This is a genomic window from Agromyces sp. NPDC056389 (assembly GCF_042262385.1).
Taxonomy (GTDB): Bacteria; Actinomycetota; Actinomycetes; order Actinomycetales; family Microbacteriaceae; genus Agromyces.
The window spans coordinates 566,778-586,643 of record NZ_JBHJPN010000001.1 but is presented as its reverse complement, the minus strand read 5'-3'; the positions used below and the strand labels follow the sequence as shown (position 1 = coordinate 586,643).

Below are 19,866 nucleotides of genomic sequence, written 5' to 3'. Positions count from 1 at the left end.
TCAACCCTGCTGATCGGCGACGAACGCGCCGATGAGCGCCGCGGGGTGCGTGAGACGCCAGAGCGGGCCGGGGTCGCGGATCGCGCCCGTCAGCTCGAGCGGTGAGGCGACCTCACCGGCCGCAGTCGTGAAGCTGACGCGCCCGACATCTCTGCCGGAAGCTGCGGTCGTGAAGGGCTCGACGATCACGGATGCCTCGGCGCCGGCGCCGCCCCATGACGCATCCGTTCTGCTGACCGAGGCGATGAGCTCGGCTCGGTCGCCCCACGCGGCCTCGACGCTCGCGTAGGGCGTGCCGGCAGTGATGACCTCGACCGGCACCGCCGATGCGGCAGCCGAGGTGACGGCCGTGCTCACGCCGGCGTCGAGGGTCTCGTAGTCGGGCATCAGGGTCGTGGCGCCGACGAGGCGGTGCGGCGGTTCGCCTTGGAGTCCGGGCACCGTGGTGGTGTAGACGAAGCTCACGCCCGCCTGGTCGGTGTAACTCCGCGCGAGTGCGCGAACACCGGCATCGCCCGGGCGGTCGACGGCATCTGGGATGCCCCGTTCGCCGGCCACCGCGGGCGCGTCGCCGACGCCGAACAGCTCCGCGAGGCGCGGGTCGGCGAGCACGAGGGCGGCGAGGCGGGTGAGTTCTTCTGCCGTGCCGACGTTGTCGCCTGAGAGGCCCGTGGCGTCGGCGACGTGCGTCGCGGTGAAGCCGTTCTCGGCGAGCCAGGTGTTGGCGGCCTCGACGTACGGGTCGACGCCGCCGAACGCCCACCGAGCGAGCGTGTCGGCGTGGTTGTTGCTCGAGGCGAGCAGTACCGCCCGCACGACGTCGCGCTCGGTCCACTTCTGGCCGGGGAGTACGTCGAGCGTGCGGGTGTCTTCAGCGACGTAGCGGAGGTAATCGGTGTAGTCGGCCGCGCCGATCGTGATCTCGGGCCCACCGCCGTCGGGCGGCAGCGGGAGGGAATCGAGGGTCGCGAGCACCGTGACGAGCTTCACCGCTCCGCCGATCGGGACGGCCTCCGTGTCGCCGGCGACGCCGAGCATCGTCGCGGTGTCGTCTTCGCCGAGCACGGCCATCGCGCTGGCGCCCTCGGCCGGAAGGGTTACGGTCGTGGCGCCCTCATCGGGTGCCGAGCCGGCATCGGCGGCGACGGTCACGTTCACCGTCGGAAGCGGGCCGAGGAGCATCGCCGGGCCGTAGACGCCGATTCCGAGGATCGCGATCGCGCCGACGGCGATGCCGACGATGCGGCCGGGGGTGAGGCTCATGGATTCAGCGTAACCCGGCGCGGATCAAGCCCAGCCCAGCTCGTGGAGCCGGTCGTCGTCGATGCCGTAGAAGTGCGCGATCTCGTGCACGAGCGTGACGTGGATCTCTTCGCGCAGCTCGTCCTCGTCGGCGCAGATCGCCAGCAGCGGTTCGCGGAAGAGGATGATGCGGTCGGGCATCTCGCCGAATCCATAGCGATCGCGCTCGGTGAGGGCCCAACCGTCGTAGAGACCGAGCAGGTCGAGCGATCCGTCTTCGGGGCGGTCTTCGACGACGAACACGACGTTGTCGAGGCCGTCGACCATGTCGTCGGGCAACTGATCGAGTTCATCGACGACGATCGCCTCGAAGGCTTCGGCATCGAGTTCCACGAGCGGCTCCGATCGAAATGCGACGGGCGGTGAAACGGCTCTCGCCGAGAGAGACTTGGGGTGAGTAACGGGGCTTGAACCCGCGACCTCCTGGACCACAACCAGGCGCTCTACCAACTGAGCTATACCCACCATGTGTCGACCGCCGGAGCGATCTGGCAACTCGACGAGCTTACTACACCTTGGAGGCGAACTCGTTCACCACGGTCGCCGAGAGGCTCTGGAGTTCTGCCGTCGAGGGGCCGGGCTCGGCCACGAAGACCGCGCGGCGGTAGTAATGCAGCTCGCGGATCGACTCCTGGATGTCGGCGAGCGCACGGTGGCCGCCGTTCTTCTGGGGGGAGTTGAAGTAGGCGCGGGGGAACCAGCGCTTGGCGAGCTCCTTGATCGAGGAGACATCGACGCTGCGGTAGTGCAGGTGGGCGTCGAGGCGCGGCATGTACTTCGCGAGGAAGGCGCGGTCGGTGCCGATCGAATTGCCCGCGAGGGGCGCCTTCTGCTCTTCGGGGACGTGCTGCAGCACGTACTCGAGCACCTGGTACTCGGCGTCGGCGACGCTCACGCCGTTGGGGATCTCTTCGATGAGGCCCGACGTCGTGTGCATTCCGCGCACGAAGTCGCCCATGTTCTCGAGCGCGCTGGCGTCAGGCTTGATGACGATGCTGAGACCGGCGTCGACGGGGTTGAGGTCGTAGTCGGTGATGATGACCGCAATCTCGACGAGCTCATCGACGGCGAGGTCGAGTCCGGTCATCTCGCAGTCGATCCAGACCAGGCGGTCACTCGATGAAGGCATGCGGAGAGTCTATCCGGGTGCTCCGACGATGCTGCTCGAGCGGCGTCGCAGGATCCACGAGGTACGAAACGGAGCGGACGTCGAAGCGTCGGTACTCCGCGCTACGGTCGCGTCATGAAGACGTGCTTCCGGTGCAAGGTCGAACTGCCGCGCACCAGCTTCAACGGATCGCCGAAGAACCGAGACGGCCTCCATTCGTACTGCCGGGACTGTCAGAAGGCCCACTACCGGGCGAATGCAGCTCGCCACGCCGCGAATGTCCGTGCGACGAGCGCGCGCCGGCTCATCGACGCGCGCCGCGTCGTCATCGCGCACCTCGCGAACGGCTGCGTGGACTGCGGAAACCTCGACCTGCGGGTGCTCGAATTCGACCATGTGCGGGGCGAGAAGATCGACTCGATCGCGAATCTCGTACGACGCGGTCGGAGCCTCGAGGTGATCGAGACCGAGATCCGGAAATGCGATGTGAGGTGCCGCAACTGCCACGCGATCGTCACCATTGCTCGGCGTGGCCGCTCGTGGCACCACGACCTGCTCGACGAGCGGGGAAGGGCGTCCCCCCGGAGAGATTCGAACTCCCGACCAAGTGGGTAGAAACCACCTGCTCTGTCCACTGAGCTACGGGGGGCCGACTGGAACGCCGCCATGCAAGCATAGCCATCGATGGCCGCTCACCGGCTCGTCCCGCCGGAGCGCCCGGGGATATCGCCCGGTCAGCCCTCGATGGGCACGAAGGGATCGTCCGCGGATGCGCGCGCCGGGTCATCCGACCGACCCTTGCGGATGGCGAGCGCGATGAGCGGGAAGAGCAGCACCGAGAGCATGCCGGCGCCGACCAGGGCGGCCGCCGTGCCGCTCGGCAGGTCGCCGTTGTCGACGCCGATCGCGGTGACGGCGACGATGATCGGAAGTCCGGTCGCCCCGAAGAGTGCCGTCGCGATGAGGTCCCGTCGACTCGAGCCCTTGGGGGCCGCGAGGAGCGAGGGGAGTCCGCGCACGACCAGCAGCAGCACGAGGAAGACCGGCAGGAGCACGGTCGTCCGCACGTCGGCGAAGAGGGACTCGAGGTCGAACGCGACCCCGGTGTTGATGAAGAAGACGGGCACGAGGAACCCGTACCCCACCGCCTCGAGCTTCGTCTCGACGATTTCGACATCGCGCTCAGGGGCGCCCGAGAGCAGCAGCCGGTAGAGCACGCCGGCGGTGAATGCCCCGAGCAGCATGTCGAGATCGAGCACGATGCTGAGGGCGACGAGTGCGAGCAGCACGAAGATGACGAGCCGCACCGCGAACTGCCCGCTCGTGTGCAGGGTCGCCGTGATGACCCGGTGCATGCGCTTGCCGACGCCCTTCGCGGCGAGCCAGATGGCGATGCCGGCGATCACGGCGAATCCCAGGAGCACGACGGCGGCCAGCAGCGGACTGCGCCCGCTCAGGAAGAGGGAGATCGCGAGCAGCGGTCCGAACTCGCCGATGGCGCCGAGGGCGATCACCGCGATGCCGAAGGGAGTGGCGAGGTCGCCGGAATCGCGCAGCACCGGCATGATCGTGCCGAGTGCCGTCGACGTCAGCGCGATGCCGATGAACGCCGCTGCGGGCAGATCCGCCGCCAGGAGTGTCGCGAGGCCGATGCCCGCGGCGAGGGAGATGATCCAGCCGATCGCCGCGCGGCTCAGCGGCCGTCCGCGGATGGCACGGAAGTCGATCTCGTTGCCCGCCAGGAAGAAGAGCATGGCCAGGCCGAAGTCGGCGAGCAGCGTCATGAAGTCGTCGGGCACGATCCAGCCGAGCACGGCCGGGCCGAGCAGGAGCCCCAGCACGATCTCGAAGACCACGAGGGGGATGGCGACCCATCGGCCGATCGCGCGCACGAGCAGCGGTGCTGCGACGGCGATCGCCGGCACGAGCACCATGGTTCCGATCGAGATCTCCATGAGGCACTCCGTTTCAGGCGGCAGATGAAGCCTGTCGTGATGCTAGCGGAGCGAGCGGGCGACGCCGAGGCGGCGGCCCGGAGCATCCGGTCGTCTGCCGGAAACATGACGGCGGTATCGTCATGGGATGCGAGAGCTGCAGTCGCGAATCATCGCCGAACTCAACGTCACCCCCGTCATCGACCCCGCCGAAGAGGTGCGGTCGCGCATCGACTTCCTGAAGGCCTACCTGCGCGCCACCGGGGCCAAGGGCCTCGTGCTCGGCATCAGCGGCGGCCAGGACTCCACCCTCGCGGGCCGGTTGTGCCGGCTCGCGGTCGAAGAGCTCGACGCCGAGGGCGTCCCATCGCGGTTCATCGCGGTGCGTCTGCCCTACGGTGTGCAGCGCGACGAAGACGACGCCCAGTTGGCCTTGGGCTTCATCGAGCCGCAGGAGACCGTGGTCTTCAACATCAAGGGCGGCGTCGACGGGCTCACCGAGGACTTCGCTGAGGCGACCGACGTGCCGCTCAGCGACTTCGGCAAGGGCAACGTCAAGGCGCGCATGCGGATGGTGGCGCAGTACGCCCTCGCCGGTGAGGGCGGGCTGCTCGTCGTCGGCACCGACCATGCGGCCGAGGCGGTCACCGGCTTCTTCACCAAGTACGGCGACGGGGGAGCCGACGTGCTGCCGCTCACCGGCCTCACGAAGCGGCAGGGGCGCGCGCTGCTCGCACACCTCGGTGCTTCGGAGCGCCTGTACCTCAAGGTGCCGACCGCGGACCTGCTCGACGCGAACCCCGGGCAGTCCGACGAGGCCAACCTCGGCCTGAGCTACGCCGACCTCGACGCCTATCTCGAGGGCGAGGAGATCGACGAGTCGGTCGCCGAGCGCATCGAAGCGCGCTTCCTGCAGACGCAGCACAAGCGCACGGTTCCGGTGTCGATGTTCGACGACTGGTGGCGCTGAGCGCGCTCAACTCGGGGCGCTGGTCGCAGGCGCCCGGTGCTCGTCGGTCGGTGCCCGCCCGCGGGACCGCGCGACCTAGCGCAGCTGGTCGCCCTGCAGGGTGACCGTCGGCGCGGTGTTCGCGGTCTCCGTCGAGTCGCCCTCGCCGGCGATGGTGACGCTGCCCTGATAGCGCTGCTGGTGCTGTTCGGCGACCCAGGAGTCCTGCTGGTCGACGGCAGCCTGCTCGGGCTCCTGGCGCTGCGTGCGCCAGCGTGCCAGGTCGTTCTGGAACTGGCGTCGCGTACGCCCCGGGTGGCGCTGCCACTCGAGAAGGCGATCGCGGAACTCCACCACGGCGGGGTCGAGCTGGTACCCGAACGTCGCCGACGCCCGCTTGAGTTCGTGCAGCTGGTGGGCCGCCCAGTTCGCCGCGACATCCGACCCGCGGATGGGCAGCAACCGCACGACGATGTCGGCCTGGCCGACGGCGCGATCTGCGAGCACCTGTTCTTGCGGCGTCAACGAGTTCCACACCGAGGCCTCGGTCGCGGCATCGACGAGTGCGGCGATCGCGGCGGCCTTCGCCTCGCGGTCTCGCTGCGCGACGAGTCGCTTGATCGCGAGATTGGCGATCCACGCGGCGAGGAGTCCGGCGGCGAGCACCGCGATGAACAGCACGACGGCCGAGAAGACCGTGGGCCGTGAGGCACTCGAGGCGAGCCATGAGCTGAGATCGTTCCACCACTGCATGGCCGCAGATTACCCCGGCCTCGTGTCGCGACGATCGAGCGACGACGGCGTGCCCGAATACGCGCTGCTCGAGCTCAGCGGAACACCTCGGCGGCCGCGCGCGACGACCAGAATTCGCCGAGCTCGATCGAGCGGATGCCGCCTGCGACCAGTCGCTTCGCCCCGAACCGCACCTCGTCGCCGAAGCCGCGCCGCTCGATGTGGCCGAGCACGGCGCCCTGCGGGCGGGTGACCCGCCACAGGCCCGGCGCAGCGGGCGAGATCTGCAGGCCGGGCACGACGTCGGGGAACGGTTCGCGGACGCGCGTTGCGTTCGTGGCGATGGCGGACATGTCGCTCCTCTCGTGGTGCAGCCGGCCCTGCGGTGTGCCACGAGAGTACGGCGGGCCACCGACATCCGCTCGATCATCGAAGGGGGTCGTCGTCGGCCGGCCGGGCGTGGACTCAGCCGAGCACGGTGCCGTGCGCGGCGAACGGCTCGATGCGCTCGATCTCCTCGTCGGTGAGCGGTGCCGCGTCAAGTGCGGCGATGTTCTGCTCGAGCTGGGCGACGCTCGATGCGCCGATCAGCGCGCTCGAGACGAGCGGCTGGCGCAGCACCCACGTGAGGGCGAGCTGTGCGAGCGTCTGGCCGCGCTCCTTCGCGATCCCGTCGAGCGCGCGGACGCGCTCCAGGTATTCGCCGCTGATGCGGTCGGGGGAGAGGAACCGGCTCGTCGCCGCGCGGGAGTCGGCGGGAACGTCGCCGGCGAGGTATCGATCGGTCAGGAGGCCCTGTGCGAGCGGAGAGAAGACGATGCTCGCGGCGCCGACCTCTTCGAGCGCCGGGAACAGGCCGTCCTCGATGTGGCGGTCGAACATCGAGTAGCGCGGCTGGTGGATGAGGAGCGGCACGCCCTCGGCCTCGAGCGCGGCGGCGGCGGCGCGCGTCTGGTCGGGGTCGTAGTTCGAGATGCCGACGTAGAGCGCCTTGCCCTGGCGCACGGCCGAGGCGAGTGCGCCCATCGTCTCCTCGATCGGCGTCTCGGGGTCTGGACGGTGCGAGTAGAAGATGTCGACGTATTCGAGGCCGAGGCGCCCGAGACTCTGGTCGAGCGACGACAGCAGGTACTTGCGCGAGCCGAAGTCGCCGTACGGGCCGGGCCACATGTCGTAACCGGCCTTCGACGAGATGATGAGCTCGTCGCGGTAGGGGCCGAGGTCGTCGGCGAGGATGCGGCCGAAGTTCACCTCGGCGCTGCCGGGCGGCGGGCCGTAGTTGTTCGCGAGGTCGAAGTGCGTGACCCCGAGATCGAAGGCGCGGCGCACGATCGCGCGCTGGGTGTCGTAGGGGCGTTCGTGCCCGAAGTTGTGCCAGAGACCGAGCGAGAGCGCGGGGAGTTTGAGGCCGCTGCGGCCCACCCGGTTGTAGCGCATGCGGTCGTAGCGTTCGGGGAGGGCGACGTAGCTCATGGAGCAACTCTAGGGTCGCCGACTCGTCCTCCACATTCGCGTGACGGTGTGCTTCTGCACGGCTTCCCCAGCGCGGGCCGGATGCCTCGACCGCGCCGCGATGCTGGTCGGAACGCGGCTCCGGGGTGACGATCCGGCACGAGCGCCTCCCGGGGCCGCGTGCCGTCGACTCGCGGCGGCATCCGACCGAGGAGTGCAGCACATGACCGACATCATCACCGTGACGGGAGTCGTGGGAACCGATCCCAAGCACCACGTCACCAACGGCGGACTCGCCATCACGACGTTCCGACTCGCGTCGACGAGGCGCGTGTTCGATCGCGAGAAGGCCACGTGGGAAGACGGCGAGACCAACTGGTACACCGTCTCCGCCTTCCGCCAGCTCGCCACGAACGCGAGCCTCTCGGTCCGCAAGGGCGAGCGCCTCATCATCCGGGGTCGACTCCGGCTGCGGGCCTGGGAAACCGGTGAGCGGTCGGGCACGGCCGTCGAGATCGAGGCCGATTCCATCGGACACGACCTCGCCTGGTGCGTGAGCTCGTACGCCAAGGTCCGATCCACGCGTTCAGCGGATGCCGCGGCCACGGAATCCTCGCCCGGCGGTGCGATCGCCGGATTCGACGTGCAGGCGGCCGAATCGGCGATCGACGGCAGTTCCCCGTGGCCCGGTACCGCTGCGTTGCGGCCGCTCGGGTTCGACGCCGACGCAGACGATGTCGAGGCATCCGCCGATCCCGATGATGCGACCGGCGACGCCGACGACACCGATGACCTCGCGCGCCCCGAGCTCGAGGCGACGTTCGCGGGATGACGGGCGTGCCGCGGCCGCCGACGGCCCGCCCGAGCCGGCATCGAAGGCGTACCGCCTAGAATCGGCTCGGGCGGTCGCCACCGCCGGTGAGGGGAACGATGAGACGGCGGTTCGGTACCAGCGCGGCCCTTGCAATCGCAGGGGTCGCGATGCTCGTCGGCCTGACGGCCTGCACCTTCGGCGACCCCGAGCCGACGGCTCCCACGACCGCGCGGCCGACGCCGTCCGACCCGGGTGCCGCGACGCCGACCGCCCCCGAGTTCCGACCGGAGCTCTCCGCGACCGAGAATCTGGCCTACTTCGACTGGGTGAACGGCGGCGTCGTCGCGGCGAACGCCTCGGCCGGCGGGCGGGACTTCATCGATGCGCTCGTCGCCGGTGGCTTCGACAAGGCGCAGATGCAGGTCACCTCCGACACGACGACCGAGGGCAAGCCCGCCGACTCCGTGCAGTTCTCGGTGCTCTTCCAGGGCGAATGCCTCATCGGGCAATACGGTCCCGCCTCCGGCGGGTACCACGGAGCGGTGCGCCCACCGCTCGGCACGGGCACCTGTCTCGTCGGACAGACCCGCCCCATAGACTGGTAGGCGACATGGCTGATTACATTTACTCGATGGTTCGCGCCCGCAAGGCGGTCGGCGACAAGGTCATCCTCGATGACGTGACGATGGCATTCCTCCCCGGAGCGAAGATCGGCGTGGTCGGTCCGAACGGCGCCGGCAAGTCGACGATCCTCAAGATCATGGCGGGGCTCGACCAGCCCTCCAATGGTGAGGCGCGGCTGAGCCCGGGCTTCTCCGTCGGAATCCTCATGCAGGAGCCCGTGCTCGACGAGACCAAGACCGTGCTCGAGAACGTGCAGGAGGGCGTCGGGCCGATCAAGGCGAAGCTCGACCGCTTCAACGAGATCTCGCTGGCCATGGCCGAGCCCGACGCCGACTTCGACGTGCTGCTCGCCGAGATGGGCGTGCTGCAGGAGGCCATCGACGCCGCCGACGCGTGGGACCTCGACTCCCAGCTCGAGCAGGCGATGGACGCACTGCGGTGCCCGCCGGGCGACGAGCAGATCTCCGTGCTCTCGGGTGGTGAGAAGCGCCGCGTCGCACTCTGCAAGCTGCTGCTCCAGAAGCCCGACCTGCTGCTCCTCGATGAGCCCACCAACCACCTCGACGCCGAGAGCGTGCTCTGGCTCGAGCAGCACCTCGCCAAGTACCCCGGCGCCGTGCTCGCCGTCACCCACGACCGGTACTTCCTCGACCACGTCGCCGAGTGGATCTGCGAGGTCGACCGCGGCCGCCTCTACCCCTACGAGGGCAACTACTCGACCTACCTCGAGAAGAAGCAGGAGCGACTCAGCGTCCAGGGCAAGAAGGACGCGAAGCTCGCCAAGCGACTGGCCGAAGAGCTCGAGTGGGTCCGATCGAACGCGAAGGGGCGCCAGGCGAAGTCGAAGGCGCGTCTGGCCCGCTATGAAGAGATGGCGACCGAGGCCGAGCGCACGCGCAAGCTCGACTTCGAAGAGATCGTGATCCCCGTCGGCCCGCGCCTCGGCGCGCAGGTGATCGAGGCGAAGAAGCTCCGCAAGGGCTTCGGCGAACGCATCCTCATCGAAGACCTGAGTTTCAGCCTTCCGCGCAACGGCATCGTCGGCATCATCGGCCCGAACGGCGTCGGCAAGACGACGCTGTTCAAGACCATCGTCGGGCTCGAGCCCCTCGACGGCGGCGAGCTGAAGATCGGCGAGACGGTCGACATCTCCTACGTCGACCAGAGCCGCGGTGGCATCGACCCGAACAAGAACCTGTGGGAGGTCGTCTCCGACGGCCTCGACTACATCATCGTGGGCAAGACCGAGATCCCGTCGCGCGCCTACGTCTCGCAGTTCGGCTTCAAGGGCCCCGACCAGCAGAAGAAGGCCGGCGTGCTCTCGGGTGGCGAGCGCAACCGCCTGAACCTCGCCCTCACGCTGAAGCAGGGCGGCAACCTGCTGCTGCTCGACGAGCCGACCAACGACCTCGACGTCGAGACCCTGTCGAGCCTCGAGAACGCACTGCTCGAGTTCCCCGGCTGCGCCGTCGTCATCACCCACGACCGGTGGTTCCTCGACCGCATCGCGACGCACATCCTCGCGTACGAGGGCACGGAAGAAGATCCCGCGAACTGGTACTGGTTCGAGGGCAACTTCGAGTCGTACGAGCAGAACAAGATCGAGCGGCTCGGTCCCGATGCGGCGAAGCCGCACCGTTCGGCCTACCGCAAGCTCACGAGGGACTGAGATGCGCCTTCACGTGCCCACGCCGCTGCGGTGGAGCGACCTCGACGCCTACGGGCACGTGAACAACGCGCGCATGCTGAGCCTCCTCGAAGAGGCTCGCATCCAGGCGTTCTGGGTGAGCGACGACACGTCCGAGCATGCGGCCGGCGCGTCGACGGCGGTACTCGATGCGACTCCTGGCGCGACCACGATCACGCTGATCGCGCGCCAGGAGGTCGAGTACCTCGCCCCGATCCCGTACCAGCGCCAGCCGGTCGACATCGAACTCTGGATCGGGCACATGGGCGGTGCAAGCCTCGATGTCTGCTACGAGGTGTATACGCCGGTCGGGGTCGAGCCGCGTGTGCTCTACACGCGCGCGGTCACGACGATCGTGCTCGTCGATGCGGAGACCGAGCGACCACGCCGCATCGGCGACACCGAACGTGAGGCGTGGGAGCCGTACCTCGGCGAGCCGATCGCGTTCCGTCGGCGCTGAGGCTCGCTGCGCTGAGCCTCGCTGCGCTGATTCACGCGCTGCTCCGACTCAGTCGAGCGGCTCGTCGCTGAACGACCCCTCCCAGACGGCGCGACTGCCGGCCTCTGCGATCCGCACGAGCGTCCATGTCGACCCTGCGGCGATGACGAGTGCGGCGACCGTGAGCACGGCCCCGACGGCGATGCGGATGCCGCGGCTCGGCGCCGCCCCGCCCGCGCCGCCCGTTGTGCCGTCGCCCGCGGCGCGTCGACGCGCAGTCCGCTCGACGAGCGCCCAACCGGCGATCGCCACGGCCAGCACGAGCAGCGCGACGAGCCACGGCACGATGTCTTCGCCCTGTGCGGTGTGCACCTGGATGAGCGGTGCCGGCGGCACACGCTGCTCGAGCCACTCGCCCGCCTCGATCGTGACGAGTCCGAGCGGCAGCAGCACTGCCGCCCCGACGAGCGCGGGCAACCACAACACGCGCCGGGCGCCGGGCCACGCCGCGATGACGATCAGGAGCAGGCTGAGCAACGGCGTCAGCACCACGACGGCGTGCACGAGCAGCACGTGCAGGGGGAGCCCAGCGAACGTGTAGTCCATGTTCAGGAGGCGGCGACGATGCGGTCGCCGGAGACGGCGACGGCGATCGGAGTCAGCGGTTCGAGCGCCGGACCCTGGATGACGTCGCCCGTCGCGGCATCGAACATCGAGCCGTGGCACGGGCAGTGGAACTCGTCGCCGGCGGCGGCGACGACGCACTGCTGATGCGTGCAGATCGCGCTGAACGCGACGACCTGGCCGGCCGTCGGCTGCGCGACGAGCGCCGGCGCCCCATCGATCGTGGCATCGATGCTCCCGCCGACGGGAACGTCGGCGAGTGCCGCGACGTCGCTCCCGAGCGCCGGCGCATCTGGAGCTGCCGTCTGGGTCGAGGTCGGCGGATCTTCGACGAGGGTCGGAGGCGCACTGGCCGAACCGCTGGGGCTCGGGTCATCCGCTGCACAGCCGGCGAGTGCGAGAGCGCCGCCGATCGCGCCGGCGGAGCCCAGGGTGAGGATGGTGCGTCGGGTGGGATCGGTCATTGCCAGAACTCCTTCGTCCGCGTCGCTCGCGACACGCGAGCGCCCATGGCCCCATTGTGGGTCACGGGCAGAGCAGAACGACGGATTGCACAGGATCTATTCAGGCGAATACTTCGGGGCTGCCGCCGGCACGCGCACCATGCCCTCTTGCGCGACGCTCGCCACGAGCACGCCGTCGCGCGTGTAGATGCGCCCGAGCGAGAGTCCTCGACCGCCGCTCGCCGACGGCGAGTCCTGCGTGTAGAGCAGCCACTCGTCGACGCGCGCGTCGCGGTGCCACCACATCGCGTGGTCGAGGCTCGCGACCTTCAGTCCGGGAGCCGCCCAGGCGACGCCGTGGGCGCGGAGGATCGGCTCGAGGATCGAGTAGTCGCTCGCGTAGGCGAGCGCGGCGCGGTGCATGTTGAGGTCGTCGGGCAGGCGGCCGAATGCCTTCATCCACACGGCCTGGCGCGGCACCCGCTCGCCCTCCACCCTGAGGTACACCGGCGACGGCACGTGCCGCACGTCGAAGGCGCGCTCGTTCGACCAGTACCGTGCGATGTCGTGGTCGAACGCGCCGAGCACGTCGGCCGTCGACGGCAGGCTCTCGGGGTCGGGGAGGTCGGTGGGCATCTCGACCTGGTGCGAGACGCCGTCGTCTTCGGTCTGGAACGAGGCGATGAGCGAGAGGATCGGCACGCCGTTCTGGAAGGCGTGCGTGCGACGCGTCGAGAAGGAGCGGCCGTCGTGCAGTCGGTCGACGCTGAACGTGATGGGGTGCGCGACGTCTCCGGGGCGCAGGAAGTAGCCGTGCATCGAGTGGATCGTGCGGTCGTCTGCCACGGTGCGCATCGCCGCGATGAGCGACTGGGCGAGCACCTGACCGCCGAAGACACGCCCGAGCGGCATCCACTGCGACGGCCCCGTGAAGATGTCTTCGGTCGTGCGGGCACCCGTGTCGGTGAGGTGAAGGGTGCTCAGCAGGCCGTCGATCGGACCGTTCATCGTTCCTCCGTGTCGGTGGTCGGTGACCGCTCGTGACCCTCTGAGCGTGTGACCGCCGGGGCGGCGGCGCTCTCTTGGTAGTTTAGACAGGAGATGGCTCAACAACTCACGCTCGCCGACAGCCTGTCGCTCGGAGACCTGCACACCTACCTCCAGCGCGCAGGGCGCGTCGAGGACGGTTCCGTACGCCTCATCGCGGGCTCCGGCATCCTCGCCGTGTACACCGCGATCCTGTACCCCCGGGGCATCCTCGACGAGAGCCCCACGGTGCTGGGCCTCCGCACCTTCGCCCTCGCCGACGACGAGGAGTTCGACTCGGTCGTGCCGATGCGCTCGCTCGTCGAGCGCATCGTGCGGGCCCGCGGCGAACTCGGCGAAGACGACGACTCGCGACCCGTGTCGATGTCGCGGCCGCCCGAGGTCAACACCGTCACATGGGCGGGCATCTCGCCGCCGCGGGGCGGCTGGCGGCCGCTCGGCACGACGGATGCCGCAACGCTCGAGGCTGCGGCTCGCGCGGGCATCGACGAGGTCGCCGAGGCGATCCCCGCGGGCACCGGAGAGCAGCTCGTGCAGCGCGTGCGCTCCGAGGTGTGGGGCCGCGGTGTCGAAGGCGCCGAGTTCCTGCCGACCGGCGCCGCGTTCGCGGCGTACAGCCTCGGCTTCCTCGGCGACGACGAGGTGAAGCTCTTCGAGACGGGCCCCTGGACCCGCCTCTCCTCGCGTCGCGGGCACGTGCTCGTGCGCCGCAAGCCCTGGACCCTGAAGGCCTAGGGCTTGCGGCCGGGTCATCGCTCGGGTCAGCCCCGGGCGATCGCCCGCCCGGCCGCGCGACCGGTGAAGAGGCAGCCGCCGAGGAACGTGCCCTCGAGCGCGCGGTAGCCGTGCACACCGCCGCCGCCGAATCCGGATGCCTCGCCGACGGCGTAGAGCCCGGGAACCGGTGAGCCGTCGGCGCCGAGCGCGCGGGAGTCGAGGTCGGTCTGGATGCCGCCGAGGCTCTTGCGCGTCAGGATGTGCAGCTTCACCGCGATGAGCGGCCCGGCCTTCGGGTCGAGGATCTGGTGCGGGGTGGCCACGCGGATGAGCTTGTCGCCGCGGTAGTTCCGGGCGCCGCGCACGGCCGTGAGCTGCAAGTCCTTCGTGAACTCGTTGTCGACCTCGCGATCGCGCGCGACGATCTCGCGCTCGATGTTCGCGGTGTCGAGCTCGGCCTCGGGCGAGAGGGCGCGCATGCCGTCGAGGAGTTCGTCGAGCGTGTCGGCGACCACGAAGTCGACGCCGTGCTCCTTGAAGGCCTCGACCGGGCCGGGAGCGCCGGAACCGAGGCGCTGCGCCAGCAGCTTCAGGTCCTTGCCGGTGAGGTCGGGGTTCTGCTCGCTGCCCGAGAGCGCGAACTCCTTCTCGATGATCTTCTGTGTGAGCACGAACCACGAGTGGTCGTGACCGGTCGTCATGAGGTGCTCGAGCGTGCCGAGCGTGTCGAAGCCGGGGAAGAGCGGCACCGGCAGTCGCTTGCCCGTCGCGTCGAACCAGAGCGACGACGGGCCGGGCAGGATGCGGATGCCGTGCTTCGGCCAGATCGGGTCCCAGTTGGTGATGCCCTCGGTGTAGTGCCACATGCGGTCGCCGTTGACGAGCCGAGCGCCGGATGCCTCGGCGATGCCGAGCATGCGTCCGTCGACATGCGCGGGCACGCCCGAGAGCATGTGCTCGGGGGGAGTGCCGAGACGCTCGGGCCAGGCGGCGCGCACGAGGTCGTGATTGCCGCCGATGCCGCCCGAGGCGACGACGACGGCGGGTGCGCGCAGCTCGAACTCGCCGACGACGTCGCGGTTCGAGGGCTCGCCGCGGCCTGCGCTGTCGGGGGCGAGCTCTGCGCCGCGGATGCCGACGACGGCACCGTCTTCGACGATGAGCTCGTCGACGCGGTGGCGGTGGCGGAACTCGACGAGTCCGGCCGCCTCGCCCGCCTTCACCTTGGCGATGAACGGCGCCAGCACGCCGGGGCCCGTGCCCCACGTGATGTGGAATCGCGGCACCGAGTTGCCGTGCCCGATGGCGTTGTAGCCGCCGCGTTCGGCCCATCCGACGATCGGGAAGAAGCGCACGCCCTTCTCGTGCAGCCATGCTCGCTTCTCGCCCGCGGCGAACTCGACGTAGGCGTCGGCCCAGCGCCGCCCCCAGTCGTCTTCGTCGTCACGGTCGAACCCGGCGGTGCCGTCCCAGTCCTGCTTCGCGAGCTCGAGCGAGTCCTTCACGCCCATGCGGCGCTGCTCGGGCGAGTCGACGAGGAAGAGCCCGCCGAACGACCAGTGCGCCTGGCCGCCGAGGCTCGCCGCGGGCTCCTGGTCGACGATCACGACGCGCTTGCCGGCGTCGACGAGCTCTGCTGCGGCGACGAGGCCGGAGAGGCCGGCGCCGACGACGATGGCGTCGGCGGGCTTCTGCGTGCGTTCGGGTGCGGCGGGGGCGGGGGAGGCTGCCACAAGGACTCCTTCGTCTCGGGTGGTGCGTGGTGTTCGGGTGGGGTCGGTCGGGTGGGTACTGCTACTCGTCGAACGTGTTGACCATCGCGTACGCGGCTCGCTGGAGATAATCCCACAGAGTCTCCTCCGCCAGTGGCGGGAGCTCGAGCGAGTCCACCGCGGTGCGCATGTGCAGGAGCCAGCGGTCGCGGGCATCGGGGTTCACCTTGAACGGCTGGTGCCGCATGCGCAGCCGCGGGTGGCCGCGCTGCTCGCTGTAGGTGCCGGGGCCGCCCCAGTACTGCTCCAGGAACATCGTGAGGCGCTCGGCGGCGGGGCCGAGATCCTCCTCGGGATACATCGGCTTCAGCACGGGGTCGTCGGCGACGCCGCGGTAGAACTCCGCGACGAGCCGCTCGAACGTCGGTCGACCGCCGACGGTCTCGTAGAACGACGGCCCGAGCGCCGAGCCGTGCTCGGTGCCGCGCAGCGGCACGTTCGCGGGCTGAGGGGGCCCGGATGCCTCGACGGGCAGCTGCTCGCTCATGATGCTCCTCCAGCCGGTGGTGCCGGCGGCTTCGGTGTGCGGGGTGCGCGGGGCGCGCGCGGCTTCTTCACGGCTGCGCGGGCCGCGGCGGCCCCGGTGTCACCCGCGGCGACGACGGCGTTCGGGGTCGTCTTCGGCGGCCTCGCGCCCTTGACCCGGGTGGCGCCCTCGAACCCGGCCAGCACGACGCTGTTGAGGCTCGGGAGCTTCACGTCCATCTCGTCGAGTGCGTGCTTGAGCCGCATGCGGAGTTCCCTCGCCACGTCGTCCTTCGCGGAGGAGCGCACCTTCATGACCACGCGGATGACGAGGGCCTCGGCCGTGATCGACTCCAGGCCCCAGACCTCGGGCTTCTCGAGCACCCGCGAGCGCCACTTGGCGGACTGCGCCATCTCGGTCGCCGAGCGCAGCAGCGTCGCCTCGACCGCGTCGACATCGACGTCGTACGGCACCGCGAGATCGACGATCACCCGCGCCCAGCCCTGCGACATGTTGCCGACGCGCAGGATCTCGCCGTTGCGGACGAACCAGAGGGTGCCGTTGACGTCGCGGATCTTCGTGACGCGGATGCGCACCTCTTCGACGATGCCGGTCGCTGGGCCGAGATCGACGACGTCGCCGACGCCGAGCTGGTCCTCGACGACCATGAAGATGCCGTTCAGGCCGTCTTTCACGATGTTCTGGGCGCCGAAGCCGAGGCCCGCGCCGAGCGCCGCGGTGAGCAGTGCGAACGATCCGAGGATCGCGTCGTTGATCGTGTTGACCACGAGCAGAACAACGATGATGAAGAGCGTCACGTTGACGATGTTCGTGAGCACCGTGCCGAGCGTGCGCGTGCGCTGCACGAGTCTCACGGCGGCGAGCGGCGATGCCTGCAATGCCTGCGTGTCGGTGACGTCCTGCTTCTTCTTCACGCCCGTGACGATCTGCTTCACGGTTCGTTCGATGACGAAATGCAGCACCCAGCGGATCAGGAACGCGAAGACGATGATGAACACGACCGAGATGATCTTGCCGAGCACGTCGTCCCAGTTCTCGGCCCAGTACGTCGCGATCTGCGCCCAGAAGTCCGGTGTCACCGGGTTGTCTGCATCAGGAGCTGTATCGAAACCGAACATGGTGTGAAAGTCTACTGAGCCGCACCCGAGAGCTCGCTGGCATCGCGCGCCTGTGCGGCGAGCGCCCGCTCGAGCTCGTCGAGCTGCTCGGAGACCAGTCGGTGCAGCGGCGCCGGGGTCGGGTTCGCCTCGAGCCACGTGCGGGTCATCGCCGCGAGCTCGGGGGAGACGAGCGGTGCCGGGTACAGGCGCTTCACGATGAGCGAGGCCATCGTGAAGCTCCGACTCGACCAGACGCCCTGCAACATCTCGAAGTACTCGGAGGCCGTCGACGCGAGCAGCTCGGGCTGCGTGGTGCGCTGCCAGCCGTCGGCGATCGCACGGGCGAGGTCGTTCGACAGCGAGGCATCCGTCGCGACGCGCCGCCACGCGGCATCCTTCGCCGCCTGGTCGGGGCGCGCGGCCCTCGCGGTCGCGGCGAGCAGGCGGCCCTTGGCCGTGTCGTCGCGCGCGAGCGCCGCGTCGATCTCGGCATCGGATGCCGCACCGAGCGTGGCTCGGGCGACCACGAGCTCCCAATGCAGGTCGAGGTCGATCTCGAGCCCCGCGAGCTTGATCGAGCCGTCGAGCAGGCTGCCGAGCACGTCGGCGTGCGCCGCGGTCGCGGCGATGCGGGTGAATCCCTTGACGAACTGCAGCTGGGTGTCGGAGCCCGGTGCGGCGAGCTCGGCGAGAGCCCAGACGGCGTCGCCGGCCTCTGCTGCGACCTGCGTACGGTGCTCCTCGGCGAGGTAGCGGCCGATCGCGAGCTCGAGGCGGGCGAGGGCGAGTCCGCGGGCCGCCGACTGCGTCTCGTGCCCGATGCTGCCGATGGCGAGGCGCACGAAGTCGATCGTCGGCACCTCGGCGTCGCGCAGCGCGTCCCACGCCGAGCCGAGCACGACGGCTCGCGAGACCGGGTCGGAGAGCTCGGGGAGGTGGTCGATCGCCACTCGGAAGGAGGCGGGGTCGAGCCGCACCTTCGCGTACGTGAGGTCGTCGTCGTTCACGAGCAGCAGGTCGGGCCGATCGAGTCCGACGAGCTCGGGCACCTCGGTCACGGCGCCGTCGATGTCGAGCTCGATGCGGTTGGTGCGCGCCAGACCGGTGTCGCCGAGCTCGTAGCAGCCGAGGGCGAGTCGATGGGGGCGCAGCGTCGGATGCCCCGGTGCGGCGCTCTGCTCGACGCGTGCGGCGGTGATCGTGCCAGCGGCATTCGTCTCGATCACGGCGCGCAGCGTGTTGACGCCGGCCGTCTCGAGCCAGAGCGCCGACCAGCGCGTGAGGTCGCGGCCGCTCGCCGACTCGAGCTCGTCGAGCAGGTCGCGGAGCGTCGCGTTGCCGCCGGCGTGGGCCGTGAGGTACGCGCCGACGCCGCGCTGGAAGGCATCGAGCCCGACCCATGCGACGAGCTGCTTCAGCACCGACGCGCCCTTGTCGTAGGTGATCGCGTCGAAGTTGACCTCGACATCGGCGAGGTTCGCGATCTCGGCGACGATCGGATGCGTCGACGGCAGCTGGTCCTGCTCGGCGGCGTGCGTCTTCTCATCGCTCGCGAACGTCGCCCAGACGCCGGTGAACTCGGTGACCGCCGCGGTGGCGAGGGTCGAGGCCCAGGTGGCGAACGACTCGTTCAGCCAGAGGTCGTTCCACCACTTCATCGTGACGGAGTTGCCGAACCACATGTGCGAGAGCTCGTGCAGCACGACGATCGCGCGCTGCTCACGGCGCGCATCGGAGACCCGCGAGCGGAACAGGTAGGACTCGTTGAAGGTGACCGCGCCGACGTTCTCCATGGCGCCCCAGTTGTACTCGGGCACGAAGATCTGGTCGTACTTGCCGTAGGGGTAGGGCACGCCGAAGGCGGTCTCGTAGAACCCCAGGCCGGCCTGCACCAGTTCGAACATGACCTCGGGTTCGGCGTACTGCGCGAGCGAGGCGCGAGTCAGCACACCGAGCGGGATGTCGCGGCCGTCGACGCTGCGCGCGCTGCCGTGCCATGCGGCGTAGGGGCCGGCGATGATCGCCACGATGTAGCTCGAGATGACCGGGCCCGGCTCGAACGACCACGTCGAGACGGCGCCGGGAGCGCCGTCTTCGCTCGCGCCGGTCGAGACACGCGTGGCTGGCACCGGGTCGGGCGTCGCGGCATTGCTCAGCACCGTCCACGCCGCGGGCGCGGTGATCGTGAAGGTGAACGAGGCCTTCAGGTCGGGCTGGTCGAAGACCGCGAAGACCCGGTTCGCCTCGGCGACGGCGAACTCGGTGTAGAGGTAGGTCGCTCCGTCGACGGGGTCGACGAAGCGGTGCAGGCCCTCGCCGGTGTTCGTGTACGCGGCCGTCGAGACGACGCGCAGTTCGTTCGAGCCGGCGAGGCCGTCGAGGCGGATGCGCGTGCCGTCGCTGACGGCGGCCGCGTCGAGCGGGTCGCCGTTCAGGGTGATCTCGTGCACCTCGGTCGTGCACGCCTCGATGAAGGTCGAAGCGCCCGGCTCCGCGTCGAACGAGACGAGCGTCTCGCTGCGGAACGTCTCGCCCGCCCCAGTCAAGTCGAGGCTGATGTCGTAGCGCGGTGAACGCACGACCCGGGCGCGCTGTTCGGCTTCGATTCGGGTCAGGTCGGCAGCGGGCATGCAGG

General features: G+C 69.7%; 20 protein-coding genes and 2 tRNA genes. 6 read left to right on the top strand and 16 right to left on the bottom strand.

Features of this window, described 5'->3' with window-relative positions:
- The 6 genes from ACFCVM_RS02850 to ACFCVM_RS02825 all read right to left on the bottom strand — a co-directional run bounded on the left by ACFCVM_RS02850 (nucleotide 1) and on the right by ACFCVM_RS02825 (nucleotide 4,365).
- Nucleotides 1-1,263 carry a hypothetical protein gene (locus ACFCVM_RS02850; protein ID WP_375833596.1) on the bottom strand — a complete coding sequence of 421 codons (1,263 nt, stop codon included), beginning with the start codon at nucleotides 1,261-1,263 and terminating at the stop codon, nucleotides 1-3.
- A gap of 24 nt (nucleotides 1,264-1,287) precedes the next feature.
- Nucleotides 1,288-1,635, bottom strand: coding sequence for a metallopeptidase family protein (locus ACFCVM_RS02845; RefSeq protein WP_375833593.1), 348 nt, complete (start codon nucleotides 1,633-1,635; stop codon nucleotides 1,288-1,290).
- 56 nt (nucleotides 1,636-1,691) lie between these two features.
- Nucleotides 1,692-1,767, bottom strand: a tRNA-His gene (locus ACFCVM_RS02840).
- 43 nt (nucleotides 1,768-1,810) lie between these two features.
- Nucleotides 1,811-2,431, bottom strand: coding sequence for an oligoribonuclease (orn, locus tag ACFCVM_RS02835; protein ID WP_375833590.1), 621 nt, complete (start codon nucleotides 2,429-2,431; stop codon nucleotides 1,811-1,813).
- Nucleotides 2,432-2,986: 555 nt separating this feature from the next.
- A tRNA-Arg gene (locus ACFCVM_RS02830) sits at nucleotides 2,987-3,059 on the bottom strand.
- Nucleotides 3,060-3,144: 85 nt separating this feature from the next.
- On the bottom strand, nucleotides 3,145-4,365 hold the full coding sequence (locus ACFCVM_RS02825; protein ID WP_375833588.1) for a cation:proton antiporter: 1,221 nt from the start codon (nucleotides 4,363-4,365) through the stop codon (nucleotides 3,145-3,147).
- A 127-nt stretch (nucleotides 4,366-4,492) separates the two neighbouring features.
- Here ACFCVM_RS02825 and nadE point away from each other — a divergent pair, with 127 nt between their 5' ends.
- Nucleotides 4,493-5,314, top strand: a complete 822-nt coding sequence (gene nadE, locus ACFCVM_RS02820; protein ID WP_375833585.1) for an ammonia-dependent NAD(+) synthetase — start codon at nucleotides 4,493-4,495, stop codon at nucleotides 5,312-5,314.
- Between the two features lie 75 nt (nucleotides 5,315-5,389).
- On the opposite strand, the gene ACFCVM_RS02815 is transcribed toward nadE, so the two are convergent.
- The 3 genes from ACFCVM_RS02815 to ACFCVM_RS02805 all read right to left on the bottom strand — a co-directional run bounded on the left by ACFCVM_RS02815 (nucleotide 5,390) and on the right by ACFCVM_RS02805 (nucleotide 7,498).
- A complete protein-coding gene (locus ACFCVM_RS02815; protein ID WP_375833583.1) occupies nucleotides 5,390-6,046 on the bottom strand; it encodes a hypothetical protein in 657 nt (218 codons plus the stop codon).
- Nucleotides 6,047-6,120: 74 nt separating this feature from the next.
- Nucleotides 6,121-6,378 carry a hypothetical protein gene (locus ACFCVM_RS02810; RefSeq protein WP_375833580.1) on the bottom strand — a complete coding sequence of 86 codons (258 nt, stop codon included), beginning with the start codon at nucleotides 6,376-6,378 and terminating at the stop codon, nucleotides 6,121-6,123.
- A 112-nt stretch (nucleotides 6,379-6,490) separates the two neighbouring features.
- Nucleotides 6,491-7,498, bottom strand: a complete 1,008-nt coding sequence (locus ACFCVM_RS02805; protein WP_375833577.1) for an aldo/keto reductase — start codon at nucleotides 7,496-7,498, stop codon at nucleotides 6,491-6,493.
- A gap of 202 nt (nucleotides 7,499-7,700) precedes the next feature.
- On the opposite strand from ACFCVM_RS02805, the gene ssb reads away from it, so the two are divergent.
- The 4 genes from ssb (at nucleotide 7,701) to ACFCVM_RS02785 (ending at nucleotide 11,062) form a co-directional block, all read left to right on the top strand.
- A complete protein-coding gene (ssb, locus tag ACFCVM_RS02800; protein ID WP_375833575.1) occupies nucleotides 7,701-8,309 on the top strand; it encodes a single-stranded DNA-binding protein in 609 nt (202 codons plus the stop codon).
- A gap of 98 nt (nucleotides 8,310-8,407) precedes the next feature.
- Nucleotides 8,408-8,896 carry a DUF6993 domain-containing protein gene (locus ACFCVM_RS02795; RefSeq protein WP_375833573.1) on the top strand — a complete coding sequence of 163 codons (489 nt, stop codon included), beginning with the start codon at nucleotides 8,408-8,410 and terminating at the stop codon, nucleotides 8,894-8,896.
- Between the two features lie 5 nt (nucleotides 8,897-8,901).
- The gene (ettA, locus tag ACFCVM_RS02790; protein WP_375833570.1) at nucleotides 8,902-10,584 is read left to right on the top strand and encodes an energy-dependent translational throttle protein EttA; all 1,683 of its coding nucleotides are present in this window, start codon (nucleotides 8,902-8,904) and stop codon (nucleotides 10,582-10,584) included.
- A 1-nt stretch (nucleotide 10,585) separates the two neighbouring features.
- A complete protein-coding gene (locus tag ACFCVM_RS02785) occupies nucleotides 10,586-11,062 on the top strand; it encodes an acyl-CoA thioesterase (protein ID WP_375833567.1) in 477 nt (158 codons plus the stop codon).
- 48 nt (nucleotides 11,063-11,110) lie between these two features.
- Here ACFCVM_RS02785 and ACFCVM_RS02780 read toward each other — a convergent pair whose 3' ends face one another.
- The 3 genes from ACFCVM_RS02780 to ACFCVM_RS02770 all read right to left on the bottom strand — a co-directional run bounded on the left by ACFCVM_RS02780 (nucleotide 11,111) and on the right by ACFCVM_RS02770 (nucleotide 13,116).
- Nucleotides 11,111-11,647: a hypothetical protein gene (locus tag ACFCVM_RS02780; protein WP_375833566.1), complete on the bottom strand. Its 537-nt coding sequence runs from the start codon at nucleotides 11,645-11,647 to the stop codon at nucleotides 11,111-11,113.
- 2 nt (nucleotides 11,648-11,649) lie between these two features.
- Nucleotides 11,650-12,129 (bottom strand): ubiquinol-cytochrome c reductase iron-sulfur subunit, encoded by a 480-nt coding sequence (locus ACFCVM_RS02775; protein ID WP_375833563.1) that lies wholly within the window; start codon nucleotides 12,127-12,129, stop codon nucleotides 11,650-11,652.
- 96 nt (nucleotides 12,130-12,225) lie between these two features.
- Nucleotides 12,226-13,116 (bottom strand): acyl-CoA thioesterase, encoded by an 891-nt coding sequence (locus tag ACFCVM_RS02770; protein ID WP_375833561.1) that lies wholly within the window; start codon nucleotides 13,114-13,116, stop codon nucleotides 12,226-12,228.
- Nucleotides 13,117-13,209: 93 nt separating this feature from the next.
- Here ACFCVM_RS02770 and ACFCVM_RS02765 point away from each other — a divergent pair, with 93 nt between their 5' ends.
- A complete protein-coding gene (locus tag ACFCVM_RS02765) occupies nucleotides 13,210-13,890 on the top strand; it encodes a hypothetical protein (protein WP_375833558.1) in 681 nt (226 codons plus the stop codon).
- 26 nt (nucleotides 13,891-13,916) lie between these two features.
- On the opposite strand, the gene ACFCVM_RS02760 is transcribed toward ACFCVM_RS02765, so the two are convergent.
- The 4 genes from ACFCVM_RS02760 to pepN form a co-directional block, all read right to left on the bottom strand.
- Nucleotides 13,917-15,605, bottom strand: coding sequence for an FAD-binding dehydrogenase (locus ACFCVM_RS02760; RefSeq protein WP_375833555.1), 1,689 nt, complete (start codon nucleotides 15,603-15,605; stop codon nucleotides 13,917-13,919).
- Between the two features lie 61 nt (nucleotides 15,606-15,666).
- Nucleotides 15,667-16,131, bottom strand: coding sequence for a globin (locus ACFCVM_RS02755; RefSeq protein ID WP_375833553.1), 465 nt, complete (start codon nucleotides 16,129-16,131; stop codon nucleotides 15,667-15,669).
- Nucleotides 16,128-17,249, bottom strand: coding sequence for a mechanosensitive ion channel family protein (locus ACFCVM_RS02750; RefSeq protein ID WP_375833550.1), 1,122 nt, complete (start codon nucleotides 17,247-17,249; stop codon nucleotides 16,128-16,130). The genes ACFCVM_RS02755 and ACFCVM_RS02750 overlap by 4 nt, the downstream gene beginning before the upstream one ends.
- A gap of 11 nt (nucleotides 17,250-17,260) precedes the next feature.
- Complete coding sequence (gene pepN, locus ACFCVM_RS02745) at nucleotides 17,261-19,861, bottom strand: aminopeptidase N (RefSeq protein ID WP_375833547.1); 2,601 nt, start codon at nucleotides 19,859-19,861, stop codon at nucleotides 17,261-17,263.
- Nucleotides 19,862-19,866: the final 5 nt, after the last annotated feature.

Coding starts and splice junctions, on each gene's coding strand:
- ACFCVM_RS02850 (WP_375833596.1), bottom strand. CDS start 1,263: ATGAGCCTCACCCCCGGCCGCATCGTCGGCATCGCCGTCGGCGCGATC.
- orn (WP_375833590.1), bottom strand. CDS start 2,431: ATGCCTTCATCGAGTGACCGCCTGGTCTGGATCGACTGCGAGATGACC.
- ACFCVM_RS02825 (WP_375833588.1), bottom strand. CDS start 4,365: ATGGAGATCTCGATCGGAACCATGGTGCTCGTGCCGGCGATCGCCGTC.
- nadE (WP_375833585.1), top strand. CDS start 4,493: ATGCGAGAGCTGCAGTCGCGAATCATCGCCGAACTCAACGTCACCCCC.
- ACFCVM_RS02815 (WP_375833583.1), bottom strand. CDS start 6,046: ATGCAGTGGTGGAACGATCTCAGCTCATGGCTCGCCTCGAGTGCCTCA.
- ACFCVM_RS02810 (WP_375833580.1), bottom strand. CDS start 6,378: ATGTCCGCCATCGCCACGAACGCAACGCGCGTCCGCGAACCGTTCCCC.
- ACFCVM_RS02805 (WP_375833577.1), bottom strand. CDS start 7,498: ATGAGCTACGTCGCCCTCCCCGAACGCTACGACCGCATGCGCTACAAC.
- ssb (WP_375833575.1), top strand. CDS start 7,701: ATGACCGACATCATCACCGTGACGGGAGTCGTGGGAACCGATCCCAAG.
- ACFCVM_RS02795 (WP_375833573.1), top strand. CDS start 8,408: ATGAGACGGCGGTTCGGTACCAGCGCGGCCCTTGCAATCGCAGGGGTC.
- ettA (WP_375833570.1), top strand. CDS start 8,902: ATGGCTGATTACATTTACTCGATGGTTCGCGCCCGCAAGGCGGTCGGC.
- ACFCVM_RS02785 (WP_375833567.1), top strand. CDS start 10,586: ATGCGCCTTCACGTGCCCACGCCGCTGCGGTGGAGCGACCTCGACGCC.
- ACFCVM_RS02780 (WP_375833566.1), bottom strand. CDS start 11,647: ATGGACTACACGTTCGCTGGGCTCCCCCTGCACGTGCTGCTCGTGCAC.
- ACFCVM_RS02775 (WP_375833563.1), bottom strand. CDS start 12,129: ATGACCGATCCCACCCGACGCACCATCCTCACCCTGGGCTCCGCCGGC.
- ACFCVM_RS02770 (WP_375833561.1), bottom strand. CDS start 13,116: ATGAACGGTCCGATCGACGGCCTGCTGAGCACCCTTCACCTCACCGAC.
- ACFCVM_RS02765 (WP_375833558.1), top strand. CDS start 13,210: ATGGCTCAACAACTCACGCTCGCCGACAGCCTGTCGCTCGGAGACCTG.
- ACFCVM_RS02755 (WP_375833553.1), bottom strand. CDS start 16,131: ATGAGCGAGCAGCTGCCCGTCGAGGCATCCGGGCCCCCTCAGCCCGCG.
- ACFCVM_RS02750 (WP_375833550.1), bottom strand. CDS start 17,249: ATGTTCGGTTTCGATACAGCTCCTGATGCAGACAACCCGGTGACACCG.
- pepN (WP_375833547.1), bottom strand. CDS start 19,861: ATGCCCGCTGCCGACCTGACCCGAATCGAAGCCGAACAGCGCGCCCGG.